The following is a 23,489-nucleotide window of genomic DNA, read 5'->3' on the forward strand; positions in this document are numbered from 1 at the left end:
CAGTAATGCGGCCCCCGAGACTTGCGCCTTACACGTCGGTGTCGTCGCTCGAGTAGCTCGAGGTCATCGAACCACCAACCATGGTCGTATCGACCGAGTTACCAAGCACGTTGGCACCCTGAACGATCGACTGGTTGAAGGCCGATGTGTCGACGACGGCCGCTGCAGAAGCATAGGACTCACCGTTGACGATACCGTCACCGCCATTGTCCGAACCCCAGCTGCCGGCGTTACCGCCTGCACCGCCAGCGCCGGAATAGGCACCCGAAGCTTCGCCACCGGTGTTTGTCGCACCTGTGGTTGCACCACCGGTCGAGGTACCCATGACGTCACCGCTGGTTCCGCCAGTTGCAGCGGCAGCACCACCTGCGCCACCTGCGCCAGATGTCGCGGTACCTGTTCCGCTACCGGTACCGGTCGATGTCGCGTCATTGTCGGACATGGCATCGCCACCGTATCCGGCAATCGCTTCGGCCAGGCTTTCTGCATAGCCGTCATTGGCTGCATCTGCCCAGGAGTCGGCCGCGCCACCGTTTCCGGCTTCGTTGGTCGCATCCGCAGATCCCGCACCGCTACCGGCCGAGCTTGCGTCCGGGTTGGCCGTTCCGCCGTCACCGCCAGTACCTTCAGCGGTTGACGTACCGGTACCATCGGCATCAGCCGAACCGTTGGAATTGTTGGTACCACCAGCACCACCAGATCCGTCCGGAGCTTGCCAGTTCGAGGTCATGCCATCGATATCGCCAGGTGTCTGCGCGATCACTGGTCCGGCTGCAGTCTGGTCACCAACGCCACTTGCGTCGGCATCCGCGTCGGCCTGACCGCCACCTTGGCCACCGTCACCGGAACCACCGGAACCGTTGCCACCGTCGCCGTCGCCGCCAGGACCGTTACCGCCGTCACCGGCACCACCAGATCCGTCACCGCCGGGTCCGTTTCCACCAGTACCGTTGGCATCACCTGTCGAAACACCAGCTGCGGCAGATTCTTCTTCGCCCTCTTCTTCTTCATCGCCGGGCTCTTCGACCAACGGCGCAACACGCAGGAATGGCACGGTTTCTTCAATTACACCCGTGTTCCCACCGGTACCCGGACCACCTGATCCGTCACCACCAGGCCCATTTCCACCGTCGCCAGAACCACCGTTTCCGTTACCGCCGTCGCCCTGGCCGCCATCACCCTGGCCACCATTGCCGTTGCCACCGGACCCGTCATTGGCACCCAGCGCGCCTGCGCCTGCCAGTCCAAGACCGATATTGCCGCCAGCCGATGAATCATTGGCTTCGTTGGTACCTTCACTGGTGTTGTCGGCGTTACCGCTGGTTTGCGCGTCGCCATCTCCACCATCAGCATTACCGTTCGAAGCGTCGGTTCCCGCCAGTCCCAGACCAGCTGCAAGCGAACCAGAGGCGTTGTCGCCACCGCCCGCATCGCCTTCGGCATTAGATCCGGCAAGTCCCAGACCCAGACCCAGACCAATCGATCCGGCGTTACCGCCTTCACCACCGGTGGATTCTGCATTGGAACCCGCTACTCCAAGATTGACTGCACCGGAATCGTTATCGGCGTTTCCACCGTTTCCGCCCGCGCTGTTGCCATCGGCATGCGCGCCCGACAATCCAAGACCAACGCTGGTATTATTGGCGTTACCAGAAGCGGCACCATTACCGCCGGATGCCGTACCATCGGCATGTCCGGAATGACCACCAAGGGCCAGTGAATGGCTGCCATTGGTGTCGCCATATGCGTCACCGCCATAGCTCATGCCGCCATCACCCGAGTCACCGCCGTCGGTATTTACGTCGATACCGTCTTCGGCATAGGCCTCACCGCCATTTGCGTCGCCGCTCTGGGTGAAGTCACCCGAGTTTTCTACGCTTGCAGTGCCCAGAGTGTCATTGTCGTTCAGACTCGCATACTGGCTGTTGATTGACGCGAAGTCGTTTCCGGGGCCGCTCAGATCGATATCGATGTTGATATCGTCGCCCGGATCATAATTCACATCGTCACCCGCGGTGATCACGTCACCAACATCGCCTTCTACATCTTTGATGTCGACGTCAACTTTGTCGTCATCACGCGGGATCCACTCACCGCCCGAGAAATCAATGTCGACCGATGCGTTGTTGTTGTTGGTGTTACTGTCGTCACCACCATTTGACTGCGAGTTGCTGTCGTTACCACCGTTGGTGTTACTGTCGTTGCCACCGTTGGTGTTGCTGTCGTTACCACCGTTGGTGTTGCTATCGTCGCCACCGTTGGTGTTGCTGTCATCACCTTGTTGCTGCTGCTGCTGTTGCTGCTGAGCGTTAATGTCTTCAACCGACAGTTCTACTTCTTCTTCTGACGATGGTTCATCTACAACAGGGTCCTGATCATCGATAATCTCTTGGACGTCCGCTACAGGAGCTAGTCTGCGTTCCATAATAAATTCCACTTTTACTGAAGCACCGGACCGCCATTCATCTACAAAGCGGCTACAGGCGCGGTTGAAACAGATTTCACGCACAGAGCGTCACAACGGACGCTTATGCGGCAGTTCTGGTCTTCTGTCTGGTCAGTCCCCCTTTCTCGGCCCAGCCGATTCCATGTCCACGGGGATGTCGTTGAAATAAACGGGCCGCAGGCATGCCAGGTTCAATGAAACTTCGCCAATTGAAGCAGGGTCATGTTTGCAGCGATGCGAGGGTGTGCATAGCTGGCCGAAAGCATTAAATGTGGCAACTCTTTGTTAAAAAAGTGGTTTTTTAAGAAACTGCCTTTAGAAAGGGCAAACCTTGTGGGGAATGAAGAACATTTTTGCGCTTTGAAGAATTCACTGTTTTATTTCAGAAAGTTACAGACAAATTTCGAAACTCCGACCTGATCAAAAGTTCTATAACAGCGCCTCAATTTCCCGCGTTCCCTTGCTGAAATTCGTACTTTCAGCTATGATCAAATGATAATTTGACTATTTACGTTACCGTTTCGCGCCGGCTGAACCTGCACCCAATTTCAATTCCAGCGGCTGGCGCTTTTATTAGTGGGGGAAGGACAGTGAATATCTCATTGCAAGATGACTCACGTGGTCAGATTGAATACCCTGAAGAACTTTCGATCGCATTTATTGGCAAGGAACTGTTTTATTCCAACCAAACCCTGAGAAGTGTTCAGAACGAATTTGGCGTGCGCGCAGCACGCTACGAGAACCTGGATTCGCTCCTGGCGGAAAACGAAGCGAACTCGCCCGCCGAACGTATCATCGTCGTGGACCAGATGATGATTGAGGATCTCTTATCCCGCCCCGCCGAATATACAAAACTGGCCGAGGCCGGGTGTCTGGCTTTCGCCTATCGCAAGAAAAGCCCGGCCCGCTTTCTGTTCGAACACTGGGACCGCGCGCGGTTTGGCAATATCGGATATCTACCGATGAATGTCGCCCCAGACGTATGGCGCGCAATTTTACGTCTGCTGATGCATGAAGAGTTACACCTGCCCTGTTTCCTGGCCGACAGCATGGCCGCCTTGCAAGACGCGGCAAATGCGCCGATCGAAAAGCAGCCTGCTACCCGGACCCGATCACCCGAGAAACTGCTGCTCTATGCCAAACTCACCCGCCGGGAAAAACAGGTGCTGAGACAGGTCGCTCAGGGCAAAAGCAACAAGGCCATCGCTGCCAAACTGGGTATAACCGAGCATACTGTGAAGCTGCATATGCATAACGTCTCGGGCAAGATCGACGTCAGCAACCGAACAGCTGCGGCGCATTTTTATTTCGAGGTCGCGCCCAATGAGGCGCGCAGTGCCCCTGTTGGATGAAGCCTTCGAAACCCGGTTTGACCGGCTTATCCTTCTGGTGGGCCGGTTGAACTATATGTGGACGAACACGGAAAGCCTGCTGATCCATCTGATCGCGGGGTTGACCGGATCCAACAAGGACGTGGCCGTCATCATCTTTCTGACCCTGAACACGACTCGCGCCCGCATCGATCTTGTCGAGCGCCTAGCGAAGATGGAGGGCCGCCCCGCTGAAATACGCGATCCGATCCTCAAACATACCCAGCGCCTGTCGCGCCTGTCGTCGGTCCGGAACAAATACAATCACTGCATCTATTCGTTCGACCAGGAAAGCGGCAACCCCAAGACCATCCTTATGCGCATCGCCGACCGCAAGACCGATATCAAGCTGGGGCGCGAAGATACGGTGGATGACGAGGCCATGAAAGAGATCGAGGACGTGGTCGCACAACTCTCTACAGCGAACAATGACATCTGGAACCTGATCAAGCGACTCGGGTTCCCTGTCTGAGCATTACCGGCCATCAGATCCCCCATGGGCGTCACGAAAAAGAAGGGCGCGCTTTTGTACAGCGCGCCCAATAAAAAGGGAGGATTATGAAAAACATAACGTCCGAAACAAAAGAGACGTTCACTCGTTAACATCTCGTTTATGAAAGATTTTATTGAACCGATCAGTGATGCAGTTCACATCCACGGCATATTTTCTCACAAAAATGAAAATCGCACTCTAGGATGACGCCAGATGCAAAGCCGCTAGGATAACCTGACGCTTACTCGCATAAGGACATAATCAACTGCCAAAGATAAGGCAGGCTGGGCAATTCCAGAGTCCGATAAGCCAGCATGCTCACGGCCAACCCGATCAGACTAAAAGAGGTAACGAATACGGCCTGCAGGACGACGACCCAGGGATCGTGGGTTCGGAAGCATCGCTCCAGTTTGGAGCCAGCGATGATGTAGTCTGACAGCATTTTATCTGACTGCTCAATCTTGGTGCATGGTTCACTTTTGTTGATTGTATCCATCGAACTTTGACCCGGCTGCGACAGGAATAAGGCGATTTCACCCTAAGTCCGACCTCTGGCGCACCAAAGCCCGCCATGCGGTTCTGGGGCCATGTAAGCAAGAGACTGCACCATACGCGAAGCGGCGGCTGCTATCTGCCAACCACGACCGGAGACTGCCTGGGGGACAGCCTCAATTTCAGTATTCAATCGTAGTTGCTAATGTGCCTTCAACGGGCGGCTTTCACCGTTCCGCCTCCCCAAAGAGAGAGGGGCTGGCCAAGACCCCCTCATCCAGCCCCTCACACCACCTCCACTCTCTACCATTTGTGAGACGGTGGGTTTCTCCCCTTAGGGCACCCATTTCGGGCACGTGGTGATTATATCACATCTTGATCCATTTGTCTGTCCACTGAATCTTGGGATATAGATCCAAGCGGCTTAAACCGCAGATCAGACCCGGGTTGTGATGTAGTGTTCAATATTGGATAGACGCCCAGTATTGCTGGGAAGGTTGCCGACAGATGGCTGCCGGGAAACGGCGACGGCGAAAACATACGATACGAATACTCGATCTTACTTGATTTGGTAGGGTTGCTAACTCTACCTGTTTGCATCGCTATAATTGAACGGCAGAAGCATTAGTCTTTACGGAAAATTGTGAACATGAAGTCATATTTGTTGCGCTTCGTCGCTGTGACCATCCTAACGTCAGCTTTCGGCGGTGCCTCCATCGCCCAAGGTATATTCGCCCAGAAAGGTAAGGTGGCTCACTGGGGCATATTTCAAGATGATAAATATTGCTGGATCGCGACAAATTTCGATCCAACGGGTCGAGCCCGAGAGATGGTGTTGATGGTGGATAGTGACAGCAAGGTGTTCATTCAGCTCAATCATCCAGCCAAGCATGGCAACGAAAAATGGGAAAGTATTTTGTTGCGCACAAGCAAGACTACCTTTCCTTTCAAGGAAAAAATGGTTGGGGCGTTTACCCAGAAAAGAACCAATCTAGCGTCAGAAAGAACCTACTTGCATCAAGTCAAGTCCTGTTTGAAGGCTCGTTTGTAGTCAGCGGAGATAGGTTTGGCGTCAAGGGGTACTTCCACACTGGTAAAGGTGAGCAGGCATATAGGACGATGTTGGAAACCTTCGCTTAAGTCCGTGGTGGCAAGCACTACTTGGACTGAATCATCACCGAAGAAACCCCAAATACAACCGTAAGGTACGTTAACAGGACTTGAACGTCGTCATCCCGCCTGATTGCCCCAACTGGAACAAGGAAAGGCGGCGGGTTTCATTACACGGGATCTGAGGCAGACAGCTTGGACATGGCTAAGGACGATGTGCAGAGCTGGATCAGTGAGCTCGCCAAGGGCTACGAGTTGAAACCGTGGTGAGCGAGTCGAAAGACCTACTCGCCTAATTCCGGCTGCGAACAGATCAACGCATTGATACCACGTGCCTAAAATAGTCCCAATGGTCCCCCTTTCCGGGGGAACTACGACGCAGAGGGGGGTTATGCTTCTGCGCGGCGTGCTGGCTGGCCCGGGCTGATATCGGCAATTATCGCCGGCTTGGATATCCGAAATTGTTTCGGATTTGAGTTCAGTCATTACGCGGGCAAGTAAACGCACTTGATCCGGATCTCGAGAGATATCTATCCGGCGTCCTTGGCTGCACCCGTTAAACCCTTCTTGGAAACGCAGCCGTTCAGAACCTTGAGGTACGCGTTCAGTTCCTGGGCATCATCACCTTGGCTTGCTAGTCTAAAGCCAGTATCAACATCCTTCGGAACCGCACTGCTGAACGACTCCAAGATCGAAGAATAAGTGTCGACCTCTCTGGTCAAACCTTTTCTGACTGAAATTCTGATTTCGCGGATAGCGTGCAAGGTCACTATCTCAGCTTCGTCGATATCTTTTAGCTTTCCGCCAACTAAATGTACCGAAATCACGCCAGCAACACAATCCAGAGAAAGCGCACCATCATAAAGTGCCTCTATGGTGGTTTTGCTGAAGCCTTTTGCGCCAATCCGTTGCAAACCTACTGCTGCGACACCACGATTTGCTAACGCAGCATCAGAAGTTCCTTTTACTGCTCCTGCGATTACGGATGCACCTACCAAATTCGTGATAATATTAATCGCGTCTTGGGTGTTTTGAGACTCATTTGCAGCGGCGTAATAAGCTGCTGACAGCCTTAGCGCCAAATCCCTGGCGTCCTGAAGAGACCCTACCCGTTTATCAGTAGGCTCAACTTCAGTCGGTTTTGAACCAACAAAAATCTCTTTCTCTTTGTTCTCAAGAATATTGCTTGCACACCCAGATAGCGTGGCCATCGCCACCAAAAACAAAACTCTCTTCAAATTAGCCTCCATTCAATGCCAGAGACGATACCACGGTCACAATAAATCTCAAAATGAGACGGAGACACCCGCTGCCACTGGTGACCCCGTCCCAAACCAACCTACGATTGGAAGTCGACTGCCGCCCGGATCGGGACGAAACGCAGAAGGCCCCAAAGGGCCATTGCGCAAATCTATGCTTTGGGTGTAGCGTGTCAGCGCCCGCGCCTGTCTCGATCACGCTTTGGCGGAATGGGATGCGATGCAAAATTGACAACAGGGGGCGGAATGGATGGGTCTATCCCTTCACATATCGCCCAAACGAAAGCGCTCCGGTTGGTGCGCTTTTGTGATTCTTGGGAACGCTGAGGAATAGTAAGGTATGGCAGACAACAAGTGGGGCCTTAGTGGGACTTCGGCAGAAACACTACTGCCTAACCGTTTGTTCTTAAACAGATTGAATGGGATATTCTGGTGCCCCCACACGGACTCGAACCGCGGACCTACTGATTACAAATCAGATTTTATGACTTTTTGCGACTAGTCGCCTTGTGTCAAACCCCTGTTTTTCCTAGTTATGATGGAAGAAGACCAGTCACTAGCAGTTAAACTAGGGAAGCTAGAGGGAAGCTGGGAGTAAGTTAGAAACCGCGACACGGGGTTCTCGTTGCCCACGGTGCATTCCAGACAAGGACCGGAAAAATGCCCAAGCTGACTAAGTCCCTGATCGACCGCACCGTCCCCGGCAAGAAGCTCATCACACTACGCTGCAGCGAGTTGCCGGGGTTCATGTGCAAGATCACGCCCGCAGGAAACAAGAACCTGTACATCCGCCACCGACTCGGCACAGGCGCTGATGCCCCTGTCCGCGAGCCCCGCATCCCGGTCGACGTTAACGCGCCCGGTGCGGTCGAAGAAGCCCGTCGCATCGCACGCGACTGGAAACAGCAGGGAGCCGATGGGATCGACGTGACCCGCGCCCGGCAGGCGGTGGCAAAGCAGCCGACCGTCGCCGATCTGGTCGAGCGATATCGCGAGAAGCACCTCCCGACTCTTCGCCCCTCCAACAAGCGCGACACTGATCGCCGCCTGCGCACGAAGTTGCCCGCCTCACTGCTGCGCGTGTTCGTGAAGGACGTTACCCGTGCCGACATAGACGAACTGCATCGGAAGGTGCGGGATGAAGTGGTGGTGAAATTTAAAGGAAAGCGCAATGGCCACAACGAGGCCAACCGCGTGCTGTCGCTGATGTCGGGTCTGTTCAACATGGCCATCGCGCTGGAGTGGCGGGCGCAAAACACCAACCCCTGTGCAACCATCAAGCATTTCGATGAGGTAGAACGTAAGCGCTACCTGAGCAGGGATGAGCTGGTCGATTTGAATGTAGCACTCGCAAACTACGAAAGCCGCGGCTACCGGACGGCTGAGGCTCAGGACGCAGCTGATGCGATACGCCTCTTGCTGCTGACCGGCTGCCGCTCTGGCGAGTTGCTGAAGGCCTCGTGGGATCAGTTCGATCTCGATGCAGGTGAATGGACGAAACCGGGCTCGACCACGAAACAGAAGACCGAGCACGAGGTCACCCTGTCACCTCAGGCGCTGGAAATCCTCGAACGTATCCGCGCCCGCCGTGGAGACTTCCCCGGTCGTTGGGTTTTCCCCGGTGTCGAAGGTAAGCCACGGGGTTCGCTGAAGGCGGCATGGGACGAGATTAAGGTCGCGGCCAACATAGAGGACGTGCGTCTGCATGACCTTCGCCACACGGCTGCGTCGTTGATGGCCTCGGCGGGTCTGTCGCTGAAGATCGTCGGTGGTGTGCTGGGCCACTCTGAGAGCCGCACAACCGAGCGCTATTCCCACCTTTACAAAGAGGCCAACCGAGACGCGACTGCCAAGTTGGGCAACCTGCTCGACTTCAAGAAGCAAAATGAATCCTAAGCGAATTACTGACTTACTCAGGCGAAGAAAGAAATGGACTCGGGTGTCCATCGACTGGGATGAGATCGCAACAAAAAAAGGACGCGGATGAAAGCCATCGTCTGCCCCAACGAGAGCTCGGATGGCGACCAATCATGCCACGTTGGCCAATTGTTTCAACACCTATCGGCAAACCTTGAAGGCTCCTCGGTTTTATTGCCTACTCGGTTGTAGCGGTGGGTTGTAATCGGAGCGGGGTTGTCCAGTGAAAGATGTAGAGTACGTCAAAGAGCTACTCAGATCAGAGTATGCCACCGAACGCGACGGCGAAATCCCCTACCCACCTCTGGATGCTGTCGTTCGAGAGCAAGAGTTCAGTTTCAAAGACGGCGTGGTGGAAGGCGAAGAGCCGTTTGGCTCTGAGAACCGCGACGGTAAACAGTATCTGCATTTCAAGAGCGGCAGTAAGTCAATATACACGCACCGTTTCATTGTGTCGTACGCACTTGGTCGGTGGATGCCCAGAGAGTGCGTAGTTGATCATATCAATCACGACCCGACCGACAACCGACCCAGCAATCTGCGAATTGTGACCCCTCGCGACAACGCACAAAACCGGCGCGAAGCCTTGCTATCTGAATTGGTCGATTTGGATGGTGTGAAGGAAAAAGAACGCGAGCCTGTGCCAGCAAAGGCCGCCACACCTGAGCCGGAACCAGAGCCAGAACCGATCGAGGTCGTCATCCCCCATCGAGAACCAGAAAAGGCACCAACCGAAACACGCCTGCCTAGTTTCGATGCCTCAAAAGTACCGATTTCGAGAGGTCCTATTCCTGAGGTTCGTTACACTGGTGAAACCATGCCCGCCAAATATGCCGGACCTTATGGCGGCGCATGGTACAAGACGAATTTGGATAGCTGGCATTTGCTTTTTGAACCACCCGCCGAGCTCAAAGACTAGAGCGTTTTGGACCACAAGTCGCCATTCGCCGCGTTTGCAGCACCGAACACCCCGGATGTCAGTAATGCGCAGGTAGCAGGCGTTGCAAAGTCGCAAACACAGCCTAGACCCGCTGTACCATCGTCTCAGAATGCCTCGTACCGTCCATTGGAGCGGGCATTCGCAGCGCTAAAAGTTGATGGTTCGCGCGGTCGCGCATAGTGGGAAAGTGATAAATTCGAAAATTACCAAATCCAATTTCGCTAGCCTATTTCCTGCAACTCTGATTTCCGGTCAATCCGCAAACAGCGATATGAGACTGTAGTTATCTGTAGCACCACGTTCTTTAATCACGTCGGCTACGCGATCTACTAACGCTGCCGGGGTGGCAGCTTTTGCGGCCAATTGCTGCATCTCGCGTAATAGCACCAGATTGTGGACACCGTCAGTAGTTAAGACAATTCTGTCCCCTGGGAATAGGTCGAATCCGAACGGCTCAATATTGGGAGTTTCCCGATCTCCTAATGCGCTTTCTAGAATATGTTTTCTTGGGTATTTGGCGAGTTCTTCCTTAGTTAACTTGCCTGCATCAAACAGCCTTTGCCCTTCCGTGTGGTCGGTCGTTAATCGCTTGATCCCTTTCCCCCTAGCAATCGCCGCACGAGAGTCGCCGCAGTGCACTCCCAGTATTCTTCCATCTTTCAACGCTACAGCCGTCAGAGTGGTCGCCATACGTTTGGTCGCACCTTCCTCCTGCGCCAAGCGAATTGCCTCGTGCGCCAATCGAGCCGCTTCGAGCATAGATTGCTCGGTGACAACACATTCTAGAAGATGTTGTTTGAAATGACTAACGGCCAATTCGGATGCGACCTCACCGCCACCCATGCCACCTAACCCATCCGCAATACACGCAATGGTTTCGCCAGAATTGGCAACCCAGCAGTCGAGAAAGTCTTCGTTCACTGAGCGTGGCCCTGCATTTGAGATTGAAGCGAATGTGATTTTCATCCGCAAAGCCCTTGTAGCGCAGCAACCAGTCTAGGGTGCAGATCACCTCTCCCAAAACTTATAGAACCCTCAAGGCGATCCATTCTTGAACAGATACTGGCCTCGCCAGCAATGTGGAACCTCACAACGAGGCGTTTGGCCAAATTGTCATCCATATCAGAGCCACACAGCCGAACAAATTCTCGCTCCACGTACCAACGGTTATGGCTCGTTCCCATCTCCAATAGAGCCATGAGGCACTCGACTTTCAGTTCCAGATCGCCAACCTCGAAGAAATTCCCGACACGGTTGGCAATAGCGTCACAAAGCTCAAAATTGAAAGCTGTACTAGAAACCCACTCGCAGAACACAACACCAATTCTTTTGGCTGCAGTTCCGTTAGAACTGCAGAGTGCATCAATGCGGTCTGCAGTCAGCTTGCCACAGATAGCAGCAATGTCAGCAATCTCTGCCGTTGTTTCCAAATACTCAGCCAACCCGTCCCATGCAGCAGGTTCAGGTGGCTGTGTAGCGGCCAGCATAGCGAGAAAATCATCCGAAGCAGCGCTAACTGTTCCTAAGGGTTCGAATTCGATCGATAAGATCGCATCGAGAACCGCTTTCGCCGTTGGAAACCGTTTGCTCGGATCATCTTTCGTACACCCCGAAAGGATCGCCGCAAAGTCTCCATCCTCTCTTATTTCACGAAATGGTATACGCGGCTCTGTGCCCACCATGTCGTGAAGAATGCATCCCAACGAGTAGACATCAGATTGAGGAGAGGCTTTGCGCAAGTCGGCATGGATTTCCGGTGCGGTATAGTAATCTGATCCTTTCCCCATTCCTGATTTTGTCAATTCAGAAAGATTCGACTCTTTCATTGAGATCAACCCAAAATCACTTACGGCATAAACTGCACCACCATTCTCTGAAAAGCGTAGTACATTCTGGGGCTTCAGGTCTCGGTGGTAGATCTCCATCGAGTGGAGCTCTTCAAGCGCCGCGACAATATCACTCAACGCCGAGACGAAACTGCCGCCGAGGGTACGATCTACGCCCAGATCTTTGTCGAGGCTGCTTTCGGCCAAAGGCATCAAGTAATAGGGTGGATCACAGCTCAAATCGCTCCCAGTTATCGGAACAATATTTGGATGGGAAACAGCAGATTGAACCTTAACCTCTTTGGAGAAGCGTCTCTTCACATTATCCAAGAGTTCTAGAGTAAGCGGCTGGTTTTGGGCAAATTCCTTGCGTGCGCATTGCTCTCCGTTGGCCAAGATTACGCGGTCAACGTTACCGAAGCCACCTTGTCCAATCCTTTCAATGACTTTCATCACACCTTCCAAACAAATCTAATCCGTTCTCAAGCTACTATCGTACGCCAAAACTTAGAAACAGCTTTTTCGTCTTCAGTACACGGTTCATAAAACTTATCCATATCGACAATACTATTTGACGGCATACCATCCCAAAAATGAAACCGTCTGGTGTTCCCGAAACAAGCCCACATGACGCGTTCAACTTGGTATGGGTGAAACTAGAGATTGGTTCGGTCGCAAGTTGCTCAATGCTCTCGCAGCATCCTAGTTCGACAGCGGTGTCAACTAAGGGCTCGGAGCGAAGCCTAGTGTGGCCACTGAGCTGCCGTTCGCCGTGTATGCATCACTGAACACCCCTCGGAGGGCGGCTTGAAACCACTGGGGCAGATCGTGGAGCGGCAACGAAGAAGCTTTGATTAAAAAGGTATTTCTTCATCAGGACTCTCGCCCTCTCCATAGCCCCCGTTTCCGTATCCACCATCTGGCTTGGGAAGCTCTTTTAAGGGAGGTTCAATTTTTTTGATTTCAGGCGGTTTAGGCAGTTTCGGCTCTGCCTCCTTGGCGTCATCCAACAACCCCATGATCTTCTCGAACCAAGGCCACCAAGGACGAGCACCTTCGCGTTCGACGTCTGCACTTAACCCGGCAAGTGATCTCGCTAGGTCGGCGAAGCGCTCGTATTTGGTGCGTGCCTTGCTTACTTCTTGGGCCAATTTCGCTAGGATGTCATAAAGCTTTTCTTTCTTCGCGACCGGTGCGGTGGATGCCTCCACTTCTCCACGAATTTTCTCAATGAAATGGTGAATCTTGGTCTTTTGTGCTTCGGTAAGGCCTACGCTCATGACATTTCGAGTTCGTGAATTTGCGATACGCATCTGAATAATCACGTTGTCAACGGCGCGAAGGAAATCATTGAAGTTTTCGTTGTGCTCGTTGTCGTCGCGCGTGTTCACAATAAATTCCGAGAGAGCGTCAATACCCAATGCGTCGGCTGCAGCTAGAGTCTTATTCATGTAGTCCGCAGTGATATAGGACCAGTTTGAGTTTTGATCCTCTTGCCCCATTTCCAACTCGTTTCGAAATTCCTTTTCGAGCTGTAGAAATGCTACGTGATCATCTTCGGACAGGTTCTCGTATGGGTCCATCTATAGTCTCTCAAACAATTAACCTTCCGCCACGATAGAGCGCCGCTTGGGTGTTGTCACCGTATCAACTACTTCATTACGGCTAAGCTGCAACTTGCAGCGAAACATTATCATCGGCATATACGGCAGCATAAATAGCCGCCATATCGAACAATTAGTTCTTCGGTAGTTGTTTTGCGTTCAACTGACATTTACCACCTGTTTTTGAAGGTCCGGAATGTGCGGCTTGCGGTCTGTTGCGCAAGCGAAAGGCGGAAGCGGGACCAAGGGCGGCTTAAGGGCTAGGTAGCAGTTGGTGCAAGGAAACGCTGGTGAAAACTCACAGCTATGTATTGGATGCCTTGCCTATGTGAATTGCGGTTATCGCGATGAGAAACGCCGCTCCCGGTTGGGGGCGGCGTTTCGTTTATTGCGGATAGGAACGATGCGTATGAGGCACCGGCGGGTCTCAGGCGCGTGATCCGCCTCCACCAAGTTTGCTGCCACCGCCTGCGGTGCCTTTCGATCCGCCGCCTCCGACCTTCGATCCGCCCGCGCCCTGGGTGCGATCACCGCCGCCCTTGGTGCCTTTGCTCTGTCCTGCGTTCGACATGATGTTGTCCTTTCTCTGGTTGATGCGCTGTACCCGGTGGGGTCCGCCGGGACAATTTGCCGGGGCACTGCGCTACGGACGGTGCGCCGCCCGATCTGGTTGGTGCGACGCGCCCGCTCAACGAAGCAAGGCGGGCGCGTCGCGGTCAGCCGGGGCGAGGGCCAACAAGCCCCGACCGATCTCTGTCAGGCTGCCTCAGTGCCCGGTTCGAACTTGAGGCATACTTTGTCCTCGTGCTTCTGGAGGATGCCGACGACGTTCGTGACCATCACCGGGCTGTCGATCTGATCGACGGCCACATGGGTCGCGCCTTTCTGCTCCAGCCACCAAGCGCAGATGTTCAGCGTGGTCTCGACGAGTTCGCGCTGCTCGGTCGTCAGCCGGGGTGGCCGGGTCGGTGTGTAGGTCTTCACGGTACGTGGGCTGTACATGTTGATCACTCCGCCAATGTGGCTAGCCGGGCGGTGTGCTGGGCGCGTGCCAGTGCCTCACTGGGGTCGCGGCGCTTTGGCGGCTCCTTGCCCTGCAGCATCGCCAGCGCGACCTGTGCCTCGTGCAGCTCGGCGCGGTTGTCAGCGAGGGGCGTCCAGTCTTCGCGATCCTCGTACCCTTCGCGTTCCATCCGCTTGAGGCTTTCGCGGCAGGCGCTGATCTTGCGCTTAAGCTTGTGTTCTTCGGTGACGACCCGTCCCGTGTCCCGCTCGACCGCCTCGCCGGTCTCAGGGTCGGTGTAATACTCCGGCAACTCGGTGCCCCACATGCGCATGTACTCGTCCCGCGCCTCATCCCGGTCGCTGTACTCGACGAAGCAGTAGGCATTCGCCATCAGCGCGTCCCAGCGCGCATTGAGATACCAATCGTCGTCCGACTCGGGCGGCCCCAGAAGATCGTCGAGCGGGTCCGGTGGCTCCGGTGCTGGTCGCTTGAAGTCGTCGGGGAAGGTACGCTTCATCAGCCGAAGGACGTCGGCCTCCAGTTGCTCGATCCGTGCCTGCATCGCTGCGATGTTCTCATCCATTGGGGCTTATCTCCTCTTCGACGTGGCCAGTCTGGCGCTCGGCCTCGGTGCTGGCGCGAATGATGGGCCGACCAGTGTAATCGACAGAAACGGCGTAGTGCTCCTCAAGGCTGGGATAGCGGTCGAGGTTGCGCACGTCTTCCTCAGTCGCGAGCCGCCAGCCCCGCTTGCGCAGTTCTTCCCAGTTCTCGGCGCTCGTCATGTCGGCGACTTTGCGGGGGCCTGTGGTCTCGCGGAACGACTGGGTGCGGCTGACCTTGTCGCGGGTCATCGCCTGTTTCATTCGTGGATACATTTTCTCCTCCGATGTCGGTGGTGGTGTCTTGGGTTTGGCCGTGCCCATTCCGCGGTCAGCAGCGAGGCTGGCCTGCGCCTTGCGCACACGTTCGGCCCGATCCCGGGCGCTGCGGCTCATGTGGCTGTGGTAGTCGTCAGCGAGGAAGGTGCGTTTATCTGGCATCAGTGGAGCCTCTCTTGTTGGGGCACTGGCCGTGCGACGGCACTGCGTCCGAAGGCCTCCGCGATGGCTGCGTTCAGTTCGCGCCGGTCTTTGAGGAACTGCTTGAGCTGGGCGATCTCTGCAGGTGTCAGTTCGGGTGTCTTCATGGGTCGCTCTCCTTTGGCTGGTGTGCTTGTAAGTCACAGGTCTTTGTAGGGGTCCCAGTCTGTCTGGGACCTCCGGTGCCGTTCTTCTGCGGCGGCACTCCATGGTGTGCTTTCGAGGCGATCCGGATAGACCTGTGCGGCCCAGCAGAGCGCTGCTGCGTCGGCCAAGTCTGGCGACCGCAGGCCGCGCTTCTTGATCGCCTTTTTGCTCTCGATGGCCATCCGGCCATTCTCGTCATAGCTGTACTTCAGGCTGAGCAGTTCGCCGATCAGGACCTTGTCATCCGGCACGTAGAGGCGGCGCGTCTCGAACGCCTGACGCAGCTGCCAGAACATCCAGCTCTTGAAGTTCACAAAGTTGGTAGGGTCAGGCGACCCGCGCCCGAAGTCGACGTCGTGCACCGGCAGGCCCTGCTCGCGAAGCCGGTCTGCGACACCAGCGCCGACGCCCGTCGCGTCGACAAAGATCGCGTCGGCGGAGAAGTCTTTGTGCTCCTGTTCGACCCGCTTGGCCAGCTCCATGGTATCGAGCGACTCTTCGAAGGCGATGGGCGGCAGGAGTGCGAGCCCGACCCGGCGCTGGATGACGGAGCGGTCGACGCCGAAACGCGCCGGGTCCACACCGATGATCCGCACGTCCTGTGTCTCGCTGAAGAAGTTCCGATCCTTGCGCGCAACCTCCATGAGGCTTGCCGGGATCAGCTGGTCCTCAGCTGCAGCGTCGAACCGGGCGTAGTATTCTCGGAGCAGCGTGTTCTGCTCGGTCTGCAGCTTGATTGTTGCGATCTCAGACGCGGGCAGGTTCCCGGGTTCGAACGAGCTGACACGCATGCTGTGCCAGTCCGGGAAGGCGTCGTCTTCACCCCGTTCGTACAAAGCGTGCAAATAGTCGAAGCCCCTTGGTGTCGACAGGAAGATCGCCTGCCCCATCTGGTCCGCGAGGGCGGGCCTGATCACGTCCTCGAACGCACTCTTCGGGTCGCCCCAGATCGCGATCTCGTCGCAGATCGCCATGGTGAGCGAGAAGCCCCTGAGCCGTTCGACATCCTCCCCGGATGCGAGGATGATCTGGGAGCCGTTGCTGAACTCGATGGTGGAGCTGGCCTCCTTGAACACGACGCCCGGCAACCCCTCGGTGAGCTGCTTGGCGGTGCGCCATGCGATCCCACGGGACTGCTTAATCGAGGCGGAGATGAAGACGACCGTGGCACCCGGTTTGTTGATCGCTGTCAGGATGGCGCACACCAGTGCGAACCAAGATTTTCCTGACCTTCTCCCGCATACACACACCACAAATCTGAAGCGGGACACTGCATCAAATGCAGTGAGCTGCCATGTGCGTGGTTCGAGCTGGTTGATGGCGATCTGGCCTGAGCCGCGACCTCCATCGGCAGGTGCGCGTGGGATGGCGATGGGGTGGATCACAGGCTGGCGACCTCGGTCAGCTCGAAGGCACCCGGGTGGATATGGACGACGCCGGGGCGATCATAGAAGTGCTCATCGCGGTTGGACAGCGCGGCGTGCACGCGGGTGCCATTGGGGAACACGGCGAGGTACTTGTGCCGTGGGTGCCAGTAAGCGCCCTCGATGTTGTCGACCAGAAGCTCCAGCGCTGCGTCGGCATAGATTGCTTTGGGGCGCGAGCTGACGGTCAGGTCGCCGCCATTACGCTCGACGATCAGGGCGAGGATGCGGCCTGCGAGCTGCTCGAGGCTCTGGGGCGGGTTGTTGTGATACTTGGGCATGGTGCCTGTCTCCATGGATGTGGGGGCGCTGTCTGCGCGCCGGTTGGTTATCGTTGGGGTCGACGCCTCTTGCGTAGCTTGCGGCCATGTGGCGCTGGCTGAGGCTGTGCGCTAGGCTCTGGCTCAGGGGCTGCGGCCTGTGCTGCCTCTGGCTCTGGCTCGTCGTCATCGTCCAGCAGGACGGCGTCCTCGATGTTGTGTCCGATTTGCTTGGCGGCGTGGTCGATCAACTCGTCGTGGTCGATCTCCACCGGGCTGTGTCCGATCTGGCTGCCCGGTAAGGGGAAGTTCACGAGCACCTTGATCTGTTGCTCGGTGCTGCCGTTCATATCGACCTCGACGGCCTTCAGGCTTGGGGTGATCCGGCTGAGCAGGTCGCGAGCTGCTGTGATCCTGTGATCGAGCGTGGGCCTCTCCAATTCGACGAGGTTACCTTCCCAGTTCAGGACGCCGACCGGCATGCCCTTGGCGACCTGCGATAGAAACCCAACAGGATCGGCCTCACGCCTGATGCGGTCTCGATCTTCTGCAAGCTGGGCACGGCGTGATGTCATAGGTGTCTGCTCCACTGAATGCCCGGGAAACTACAGGCCCCGGGTCGCAGCGCCAAGCGAAAACATCAAACAATATCAGCATGATAACTCATGACTAGTCACTGGCAGTCACGTACTGAGGAGGCTTGCACGATGCCCCGGCAGGCAGTAAGGATCGAGGTATCCAAAGGCAGCCCGACCTGATGCGTTCACTGATGCGATGGCTGCCAACGTTCTCAAGCGAGAGAGCCATGGGTGTGACAAAATCTGTCTGACTGCGGCGCGTCCTTCGGGGCGCGTCGCTTTCGTTTGGCCGAAAAGCCACGGAGTGCCTTGTACAACGACGTTAGCGACCAGCGGAGGCCCGATAACCACCGGCAGAGGCCCTGAGCGCCTGTGCGCGGCGCTGGCGACTGATAGGTGATCAGTTGGCCTAGAGCAGCGAAGCGCAGCATAGCAGGCCGATCAGCGCGACCGCCCAATCTCCAGCTTCCCTATAGCTTTCCGACGATGTTACCGACGGGTCCGCCAAGTTGACGGAGAGCACCCGTGGTTCGACGCAAACCGCGCCCGTGGTTCGATGCGAACCGGCGAGTGGCGACCCCCGGCGCGCGAGCTGTGTGTGCCGCCGCTGGGCAGGTCAGCGCCGCCGTCGCCCCTCAGCTGCGGCGTGGAGGTGCAGCTGGAACCCTACCGTTCCTCAGCCGTGACGTGGAGGAAACGCTCGGTGAGAGCCGACGCGTTTCTGCAGGAATCGCGGGCGACGGGCTGACGGCAGCGTCTCGGTGCACAAAAAGGGTCGCTTTCTAGAACCGGAAAAAGCTGCTAGAAAAGGGTGTCGCGTTTGCGCAGATTTGCGGTTTCGATCCCGGATAACCTAAGTCCCCAGATGCGAGGAGAGTGACATCTCCTGACAGGACCCCCGACTTACTCCGGGAAAAAGTGCGATTGAGAAGTATAATTACCCTTATGAATCGCACTTTTTCCCGGAGTAAGTCGGACTAGTGGTCATTGGCTGTCAGTCTCAGTGCTGTCTGGAGCGATATGACAGTTGGTGACTAGTCACTAGGTGAAGCGTGAAATGCATCTGGAGATCGCCCCCCTTGGCACTGGGTGCCGAGAGCATCGGTGAAGGGGTGGATCAACCCCTCGATCCTGCGAAATCGCACCCCCCCATTCTGTGCATCGTACGATGAAAAAGTGCGTTACCACATAGCGTTACCACTCACGCCGCCCGTATTTTCTCTTTGACAGCTCCTGAGATATAAGCCTATTCTGGCCCCGAACGCATCAGGCAAAAATCCCCTGATACCGTCCAGCCCCGGGACCCCCGCACCCTCGACAAGTGCGGATTAGGTACGCCGGGTAAGAGGGAGGCGACGAAAGTCGGGTTCCCGTCTTCACGGCACCTGCCGCGTAGTGGCCACAGGTCGATCAATCGAAATCGCAACGGGTCGGCACTGCCGATCTCGACATCAGCAACGGAGGTTCCTGCAATGGCGCGGAACATTCACATGCTGTTCGACGCGTTCAGGATCGGCGATCTCACAATCCCCGGTTTCGGCGAACAAGTTGATCAGCTTCTTGAAAACGATCCTTTGGCTCTCGACAGGGCTATCGGCACCGACCAGACCGTCGAGGATCTGGGGTTCTCGTCGGTCAATGCTTTAAACTGCCTGATCTCACGCGGCGCGGATCACCCACCTTACCTCACCCCGCCCGGTACTCGTCGCCGCGCCTTCACACCGCGCGGTAATTTTGCGTGGTTGTTCAGTGGCAGCGAGCAGGCCAACCGCAGGCTCAATCAAATCCTGAAGAACCGCCCGAAGAGGACAACCCCATGAACACGATACCAGACAGTGTCACCTCCGAAACCTCGACGTATGAGCTGTACGGCCAGTTGCACTTTTCAGTCGGCAGGCTCAGCAACCTCATCGAGATGGTCGACGCAGACTATCCCGACGCCCTGTTCGAGATAGAAAACTGGCGGCTGGAATTGGCGAACGCGTTCATCGCGCTGGAGCACACGCTACTTCAACTCCACGGAATGCCGAACACGCTGGCCGAGCTTAAGGTTGATCTGATGGAGAGGGGCGCGGCATGATGACCGCCTCCTACATCGCCAAGTGGGCGTCGGAGGCGTTGCCCGACTGGGACGTCGATCTCCTGATCGATCAGCGTTCCCCCGAGGACTGGGGAGAGTTGGTGAACTGGTACGTCCCGCGCTCCTCGCTGCGTCGCAACGAATGAGTATCTGACCGGCGCAGCGCATCGTACGCTGCGCCGGTCCAATGCGAGACCCTCATGGATACCGACGACACCAGCACCCGCACCCGGCGTTCCGTTCTGGACAGTCAGGTCGAGTTCTACGCCCGCTGGCGGCGTAGCCTCGTCGCTTACCGGCCGGGTATGGACATTGGGGTACTGCGGCAGGCGGAGCAGGACTGCGAAAACGACATCGAGACCTACGAGGCGATGCTGCTCAGCGGTGAAGACCCGAGCGCAACGAAGAGCTCTTGGTCGAAGCCCCGTCACCGGATCGCCCTGCCGCCGGAGCTCGAGGTCCCGCTACCGGACTGGGACAGCTACGACACCGTCGAGGTCGAAGCGCCTCGCAGCGCCGCTCATTGCGCCGCTCCTGACCCCGAGGAGCGCGACCGGTACGACGAGTTTCAGCGCAAGGTGAACCGCGCGTGAAGAAGCTGAACATCACCGTCGATCCAGACCTCGTGCACAAGCGCCTGCTTGAGCAGGACATCCGAAAGCTGCGTCGCCAGCGCCGCCTGCAGATCAGGCTCGAACGCGAGGTCCACCTTTACACCAGCGAGGCCCTCGAAGGCGAGGAGGTCCGGCTGATCGAGCGCATCCACGAGCGGTGGCGCACCCTGCGGGCCAAGGACCCCGACGGCCCCCAGCCCCGGTTCGAAGTGTTCGCCCGGACCTACGAGGACGCCTACGCTTTCAAGGCCCTCTTCGAGGCGAACCAGTCGGAGTTGACCTGCGACGTCTGGCTGGGCATGGGCGCGCTGGATAGCAAAGGCAGGCCGTACTGCAAGCGCAAGCTCTACACTCAGCCGCTGGCCTCTGCCGGTGGCGACACCGACCCGGTCTGCGTCAGCTGCAGCCATCGCCATAACTGCATCCTGCTGAAGCAGCGCGACAAGCAGGTTGACGTCTGGGTCAGTACCCATGCCAAGGCCCAGTCGCCGCGCATGGGTTTCGCCGGTGCAGACGAACGCCCGGTCGACAGCACCGGCTTCCTCGGCGACATCGGCGAGCTGCTTCTGCCTGACACCCGCATGGGATACCGCGAGATCGATGACATCCTCGCCACCTACATCAGCGCCGAGGAGGCGCATAGGGAGATGCTCAAGACAGCCAAGAGCCGGAACGCGTCGAAGCTGCGGGCACAGACTGCCGAGCGTCTCAGGGCCGCCGTGCGGCGCGCTGCGCATACGGGTCAGCTCGATCTCGCTCAGCTGCCCGGGCCGAAGGCGCTGCATGCCCTGTCGAACCACATCGTCAAACGTATCCCTGCGCCAGTATTCAGCGAGCACCTGACGGAGGTGAGGTACAAGGCCGAGGCGAACGACTTCATCAGCCAGTGCCAAAGGGTCGCGTTGAAGTACCGCATGGTGCACTTGCTGCGCGGCATGGTGCAGTGCTTCTTTCAGAACAGCGAAACGCTGCCGGGCCTCCGATTCGCGAAGGGGGCGACCGGCTACTACCTGACTTGTCAGGTCGTCCAGATGCCCGCTTTCTGCTATCAGGCGAGCCGGATCGAGATCGTCGCCACGACCGCCGTGGCGGACCTGTACAGGCCGTTCGTCGGCCTGCTGCGCGAGTATCACTCGGACCCGCTGCCGACGCCTCTCGCCCGCTTCTTCCGGCTGAGGGGGTCGTACCGCAACTGGGCGTTCGAGAGCCTGCCGGGCATGGAGCTGACACCCGCCGCGCAGGAGGCCGTCGACCTGATCCGCTCGCTGTCCAACCGCTACCACTGCAAGGGCGGCATCGTGCCCGACGCGCCCAAGAGGATCGACGTCCTGTTCATGGTGCCGAAGACGCTGAAGGAGCGGCTGCTGGCGGCGAACAAGATGGGGCTGGTCAAGCTACCGGACAACGTCGCGATCCGCGCCTTCGGCGAGATCGCCAGTGTGCAGAAGTACCGCAAGGTCGCGGCGCTCTACATCCTCGGTCGTTACTTCCCGCCGCCCCCGGTGCTGGCCGCCAGCGCCGAGCGAGTCGCTGCCGAGAAGATCGTGCTGCCGGTCCTCGATGGTGAGAACGCGCCCTCGAAGCCCGGGGCGTTCGACCTGATGCGGGACGGCAGCCATTACGAGCTGGCCCGGGGCAACCCGGTGCACGATCACTGGGCGATGCAGGCGATGTATGACGCCAAGGTCTATGGCGAGAACCGTCGGGCTATCGAGCTGGTGCAGCCATCGCGGCGCACAGCTGACAACCTCGTCGACATCTACATCCAGAACATGCTCGAACTCCCGGGCGTGACGTTCGAGGCCCGAGTCAGTGCAGAGGAAGTCATCAACTGGATGCAGCTCTGTTTGCATCGTGGGTTCGCCCCGTACATCACCGAGGACGGGAGGGTCCTGTGCTCCCGCGAGGAGCTACTGACGCGCTGTTTCCCCAGCCGCTTCGCCGACGAGTCGTCGGTCAAGAAGCACCTGCGGAACATCCAGCTTCCGATCCCGGCTGACGCCATACCGTTCGTCCATCCCAAGGGGTTCGTGATACAAGATCGCCCGGGCTCGACCCGACACTATCTGCTGGTCGACCGCAAGCGTGCCAATTCTGTGGCGAACTTCCTGCGCCGGGCCTTCCCCGACGCTCACTTCTTCAGCACCAATGGCAAGGTGACCATGTGGGAGGGTATGAGGAAATGATCGACGATCTGCCATCGATCCCGAAGCACTGGGTTGCTGTCGACCAGCCCGTCAGCTGGGAGCAGCGCGTCGAAAACATGCGTCGCGGGTGGTTCGTGTATCTGGCTGAGCACTGCGATCTCGTGCCCGGTCCCGACTGCCCCGTCTACGAACGGTTCGAGCTGTGCTGGCACCTGATGGATCGTGAGCTACTGCAGTTCTGGGAAGACTGGCGAGCGCACCGCGATCACATGCCCATGCAGATCGTGGAGCAGCACTGGCCGCCCGAGCGGCGGCAGCTCATCCAAGCCCAACGGCTGCCCGGTAAGAGGTGGTTCTCGCTAACCGTGGCAGCCGCCAGTCCCGGCGCGGCATTGCGCCGTGCCGGGGCGCAACTCAAGCCTCATGGGTACCGTTTGCGGCTTCCGCCGAGCGAATCTGGGTCTAAATCCTGAAGAAAGCTATAGGGAAGCTAGAAATAAGTTTACTGGCGCCCTGAGATCGCCCAGTACACCTTTTCGTTTCTATTTCAGATGGTTAATGGTGCCCCCACACGGACTCGAACCGCGGACCTACTGATTACAAATCAGTTGCTCTACCAGCTGAGCTATAGGGGCACTGGGAGCCGATTAATGCCTTGGGCCAGCGACTGCAAGTGCGAATTTTTGCGTGATCT

Annotated in this window: 24 protein-coding genes and 1 tRNA gene; 11 read left to right on the forward strand and 14 right to left on the reverse strand. The window is 57.1% G+C overall.

The window, feature by feature from the left end; all coding sequences use genetic code 11:
* Positions 1-28 precede the first annotated feature (28 nt).
* On the reverse strand, positions 29-2,425 hold the full coding sequence (locus ACR0IV_RS07405; protein ID WP_480657193.1) for a beta strand repeat-containing protein: 2,397 nt from the start codon (positions 2,423-2,425) through the stop codon (positions 29-31).
* A 611-nt stretch (positions 2,426-3,036) separates the two neighbouring features.
* On the opposite strand from ACR0IV_RS07405, the gene ACR0IV_RS07410 reads away from it, so the two are divergent.
* From ACR0IV_RS07410 to ACR0IV_RS07420, 3 genes are all read left to right on the forward strand, one after another.
* Positions 3,037-3,798 (forward strand): helix-turn-helix transcriptional regulator, encoded by a 762-nt coding sequence (locus ACR0IV_RS07410; RefSeq protein WP_480657192.1) that lies wholly within the window; start codon positions 3,037-3,039, stop codon positions 3,796-3,798.
* A complete protein-coding gene (locus ACR0IV_RS07415; RefSeq protein WP_480469275.1) occupies positions 3,782-4,288 on the forward strand; it encodes a hypothetical protein in 507 nt (168 codons plus the stop codon). The genes ACR0IV_RS07410 and ACR0IV_RS07415 overlap by 17 nt, the downstream gene beginning before the upstream one ends.
* A 1,162-nt stretch (positions 4,289-5,450) precedes the next feature.
* Positions 5,451-5,852: a hypothetical protein gene (locus ACR0IV_RS07420; protein WP_480657190.1), complete on the forward strand. Its 402-nt coding sequence runs from the start codon at positions 5,451-5,453 to the stop codon at positions 5,850-5,852.
* A 589-nt stretch (positions 5,853-6,441) separates the two neighbouring features.
* Here the strand turns inward: ACR0IV_RS07420 and ACR0IV_RS07425 are convergent.
* Positions 6,442-7,149 carry a hypothetical protein gene (locus ACR0IV_RS07425; protein WP_480657189.1) on the reverse strand — a complete coding sequence of 236 codons (708 nt, stop codon included), beginning with the start codon at positions 7,147-7,149 and terminating at the stop codon, positions 6,442-6,444.
* A 681-nt stretch (positions 7,150-7,830) separates the two neighbouring features.
* On the opposite strand from ACR0IV_RS07425, the gene ACR0IV_RS07430 reads away from it, so the two are divergent.
* The gene (locus ACR0IV_RS07430) at positions 7,831-9,066 is read left to right on the forward strand and encodes a tyrosine-type recombinase/integrase (RefSeq protein ID WP_480657188.1); all 1,236 of its coding nucleotides are present in this window, start codon (positions 7,831-7,833) and stop codon (positions 9,064-9,066) included.
* Positions 9,067-9,310: 244 nt separating this feature from the next.
* Entirely contained in the window at positions 9,311-10,006 is a 696-nt protein-coding gene (locus tag ACR0IV_RS07435) for an HNH endonuclease signature motif containing protein (RefSeq protein ID WP_480657187.1), read from the forward strand.
* 273 nt (positions 10,007-10,279) lie between these two features.
* On the opposite strand, the gene ACR0IV_RS07440 is transcribed toward ACR0IV_RS07435, so the two are convergent.
* From ACR0IV_RS07440 to ACR0IV_RS07490, 11 genes are all read right to left on the reverse strand, one after another.
* A complete protein-coding gene (locus ACR0IV_RS07440) occupies positions 10,280-10,993 on the reverse strand; it encodes a PP2C family protein-serine/threonine phosphatase (RefSeq protein ID WP_480657186.1) in 714 nt (237 codons plus the stop codon).
* Positions 10,990-12,306 carry a serine/threonine protein kinase gene (locus ACR0IV_RS07445; RefSeq protein ID WP_480657185.1) on the reverse strand — a complete coding sequence of 439 codons (1,317 nt, stop codon included), beginning with the start codon at positions 12,304-12,306 and terminating at the stop codon, positions 10,990-10,992. Before ACR0IV_RS07445 ends, ACR0IV_RS07440 begins: the two co-directional genes overlap by 4 nt.
* Positions 12,307-12,707: 401 nt before the next feature.
* Positions 12,708-13,436, reverse strand: a complete 729-nt coding sequence (locus ACR0IV_RS07450; RefSeq protein ID WP_480657184.1) for a hypothetical protein — start codon at positions 13,434-13,436, stop codon at positions 12,708-12,710.
* 448 nt (positions 13,437-13,884) lie between these two features.
* Positions 13,885-14,028 (reverse strand): hypothetical protein, encoded by a 144-nt coding sequence (locus tag ACR0IV_RS07455; protein WP_170733206.1) that lies wholly within the window; start codon positions 14,026-14,028, stop codon positions 13,885-13,887.
* Between the two features lie 185 nt (positions 14,029-14,213).
* The gene (locus ACR0IV_RS07460) at positions 14,214-14,459 is read right to left on the reverse strand and encodes a hypothetical protein (RefSeq protein WP_480657183.1); all 246 of its coding nucleotides are present in this window, start codon (positions 14,457-14,459) and stop codon (positions 14,214-14,216) included.
* 5 nt (positions 14,460-14,464) lie between these two features.
* The gene (locus tag ACR0IV_RS07465; protein WP_480657182.1) at positions 14,465-15,046 is read right to left on the reverse strand and encodes a hypothetical protein; all 582 of its coding nucleotides are present in this window, start codon (positions 15,044-15,046) and stop codon (positions 14,465-14,467) included.
* Entirely contained in the window at positions 15,039-15,506 is a 468-nt protein-coding gene (locus tag ACR0IV_RS07470; RefSeq protein WP_170733209.1) for a hypothetical protein, read from the reverse strand. Before ACR0IV_RS07470 ends, ACR0IV_RS07465 begins: the two co-directional genes overlap by 8 nt.
* A complete protein-coding gene (locus ACR0IV_RS07475) occupies positions 15,506-15,652 on the reverse strand; it encodes a hypothetical protein (protein WP_170733210.1) in 147 nt (48 codons plus the stop codon). Before ACR0IV_RS07475 ends, ACR0IV_RS07470 begins: the two co-directional genes overlap by 1 nt.
* 33 nt (positions 15,653-15,685) lie before the next feature.
* A complete protein-coding gene (locus tag ACR0IV_RS07480) occupies positions 15,686-17,077 on the reverse strand; it encodes a terminase large subunit domain-containing protein (protein WP_480657181.1) in 1,392 nt (463 codons plus the stop codon).
* Positions 17,074-17,397 (reverse strand): hypothetical protein, encoded by a 324-nt coding sequence (locus tag ACR0IV_RS07485; protein WP_480657180.1) that lies wholly within the window; start codon positions 17,395-17,397, stop codon positions 17,074-17,076. The genes ACR0IV_RS07480 and ACR0IV_RS07485 overlap by 4 nt, the downstream gene beginning before the upstream one ends.
* A 47-nt stretch (positions 17,398-17,444) precedes the next feature.
* Complete coding sequence (locus ACR0IV_RS07490; protein ID WP_170733213.1) at positions 17,445-17,951, reverse strand: hypothetical protein; 507 nt, start codon at positions 17,949-17,951, stop codon at positions 17,445-17,447.
* Between the two features lie 1,475 nt (positions 17,952-19,426).
* On the opposite strand from ACR0IV_RS07490, the gene ACR0IV_RS07495 reads away from it, so the two are divergent.
* Genes ACR0IV_RS07495 through ACR0IV_RS07520 form a run of 6 tightly spaced genes read left to right on the forward strand, consistent with a single transcriptional unit; the run spans position 19,427 to position 23,268 of the window.
* The gene (locus tag ACR0IV_RS07495) at positions 19,427-19,774 is read left to right on the forward strand and encodes a hypothetical protein (RefSeq protein WP_170466065.1); all 348 of its coding nucleotides are present in this window, start codon (positions 19,427-19,429) and stop codon (positions 19,772-19,774) included.
* On the forward strand, positions 19,771-20,034 hold the full coding sequence (locus ACR0IV_RS07500) for a hypothetical protein (protein WP_170733214.1): 264 nt from the start codon (positions 19,771-19,773) through the stop codon (positions 20,032-20,034). Before ACR0IV_RS07495 ends, ACR0IV_RS07500 begins: the two co-directional genes overlap by 4 nt.
* A complete protein-coding gene (locus tag ACR0IV_RS07505) occupies positions 20,031-20,180 on the forward strand; it encodes a hypothetical protein (protein ID WP_480657179.1) in 150 nt (49 codons plus the stop codon). The genes ACR0IV_RS07500 and ACR0IV_RS07505 overlap by 4 nt, the downstream gene beginning before the upstream one ends.
* Positions 20,181-20,234: 54 nt before the next feature.
* Positions 20,235-20,627, forward strand: coding sequence for a hypothetical protein (locus ACR0IV_RS07510; protein ID WP_480657177.1), 393 nt, complete (start codon positions 20,235-20,237; stop codon positions 20,625-20,627).
* A complete protein-coding gene (locus ACR0IV_RS07515; protein ID WP_170733216.1) occupies positions 20,624-22,834 on the forward strand; it encodes a hypothetical protein in 2,211 nt (736 codons plus the stop codon). Before ACR0IV_RS07510 ends, ACR0IV_RS07515 begins: the two co-directional genes overlap by 4 nt.
* Entirely contained in the window at positions 22,831-23,268 is a 438-nt protein-coding gene (locus tag ACR0IV_RS07520) for a hypothetical protein (RefSeq protein WP_480733690.1), read from the forward strand. The genes ACR0IV_RS07515 and ACR0IV_RS07520 overlap by 4 nt, the downstream gene beginning before the upstream one ends.
* An 86-nt stretch (positions 23,269-23,354) precedes the next feature.
* Here ACR0IV_RS07520 and ACR0IV_RS07525 read toward each other — a convergent pair.
* A tRNA-Thr gene (locus tag ACR0IV_RS07525) sits at positions 23,355-23,430 on the reverse strand.
* Positions 23,431-23,489: the final 59 nt, after the last annotated feature.

The organism is Ruegeria sp. C2 (assembly GCF_056537765.1).

Excerpts from the sequence above, each read along its gene's own strand:
- ACR0IV_RS07405 (WP_480657193.1), bottom strand. The coding sequence starts at position 2,425 with ATGGAACGCAGACTAGCTCCTGTAGCGGACGTCCAAGAGATTATCGAT.
- ACR0IV_RS07420 (WP_480657190.1), top strand. The coding sequence starts at position 5,451 with ATGAAGTCATATTTGTTGCGCTTCGTCGCTGTGACCATCCTAACGTCA.
- ACR0IV_RS07430 (WP_480657188.1), top strand. The coding sequence starts at position 7,831 with ATGCCCAAGCTGACTAAGTCCCTGATCGACCGCACCGTCCCCGGCAAG.
- ACR0IV_RS07440 (WP_480657186.1), bottom strand. The coding sequence starts at position 10,993 with ATGAAAATCACATTCGCTTCAATCTCAAATGCAGGGCCACGCTCAGTG.
- ACR0IV_RS07445 (WP_480657185.1), bottom strand. The coding sequence starts at position 12,306 with ATGAAAGTCATTGAAAGGATTGGACAAGGTGGCTTCGGTAACGTTGAC.
- ACR0IV_RS07450 (WP_480657184.1), bottom strand. The coding sequence starts at position 13,436 with ATGGACCCATACGAGAACCTGTCCGAAGATGATCACGTAGCATTTCTA.
- ACR0IV_RS07455 (WP_170733206.1), bottom strand. The coding sequence starts at position 14,028 with ATGTCGAACGCAGGACAGAGCAAAGGCACCAAGGGCGGCGGTGATCGC.
- ACR0IV_RS07460 (WP_480657183.1), bottom strand. The coding sequence starts at position 14,459 with ATGTACAGCCCACGTACCGTGAAGACCTACACACCGACCCGGCCACCC.
- ACR0IV_RS07465 (WP_480657182.1), bottom strand. The coding sequence starts at position 15,046 with ATGGATGAGAACATCGCAGCGATGCAGGCACGGATCGAGCAACTGGAG.
- ACR0IV_RS07470 (WP_170733209.1), bottom strand. The coding sequence starts at position 15,506 with ATGCCAGATAAACGCACCTTCCTCGCTGACGACTACCACAGCCACATG.
- ACR0IV_RS07475 (WP_170733210.1), bottom strand. The coding sequence starts at position 15,652 with ATGAAGACACCCGAACTGACACCTGCAGAGATCGCCCAGCTCAAGCAG.
- ACR0IV_RS07485 (WP_480657180.1), bottom strand. The coding sequence starts at position 17,397 with ATGCCCAAGTATCACAACAACCCGCCCCAGAGCCTCGAGCAGCTCGCA.
- ACR0IV_RS07490 (WP_170733213.1), bottom strand. The coding sequence starts at position 17,951 with ATGACATCACGCCGTGCCCAGCTTGCAGAAGATCGAGACCGCATCAGG.
- ACR0IV_RS07495 (WP_170466065.1), top strand. The coding sequence starts at position 19,427 with ATGGCGCGGAACATTCACATGCTGTTCGACGCGTTCAGGATCGGCGAT.
- ACR0IV_RS07500 (WP_170733214.1), top strand. The coding sequence starts at position 19,771 with ATGAACACGATACCAGACAGTGTCACCTCCGAAACCTCGACGTATGAG.
- ACR0IV_RS07505 (WP_480657179.1), top strand. The coding sequence starts at position 20,031 with ATGATGACCGCCTCCTACATCGCCAAGTGGGCGTCGGAGGCGTTGCCC.
- ACR0IV_RS07510 (WP_480657177.1), top strand. The coding sequence starts at position 20,235 with ATGGATACCGACGACACCAGCACCCGCACCCGGCGTTCCGTTCTGGAC.
- ACR0IV_RS07520 (WP_480733690.1), top strand. The coding sequence starts at position 22,831 with ATGATCGACGATCTGCCATCGATCCCGAAGCACTGGGTTGCTGTCGAC.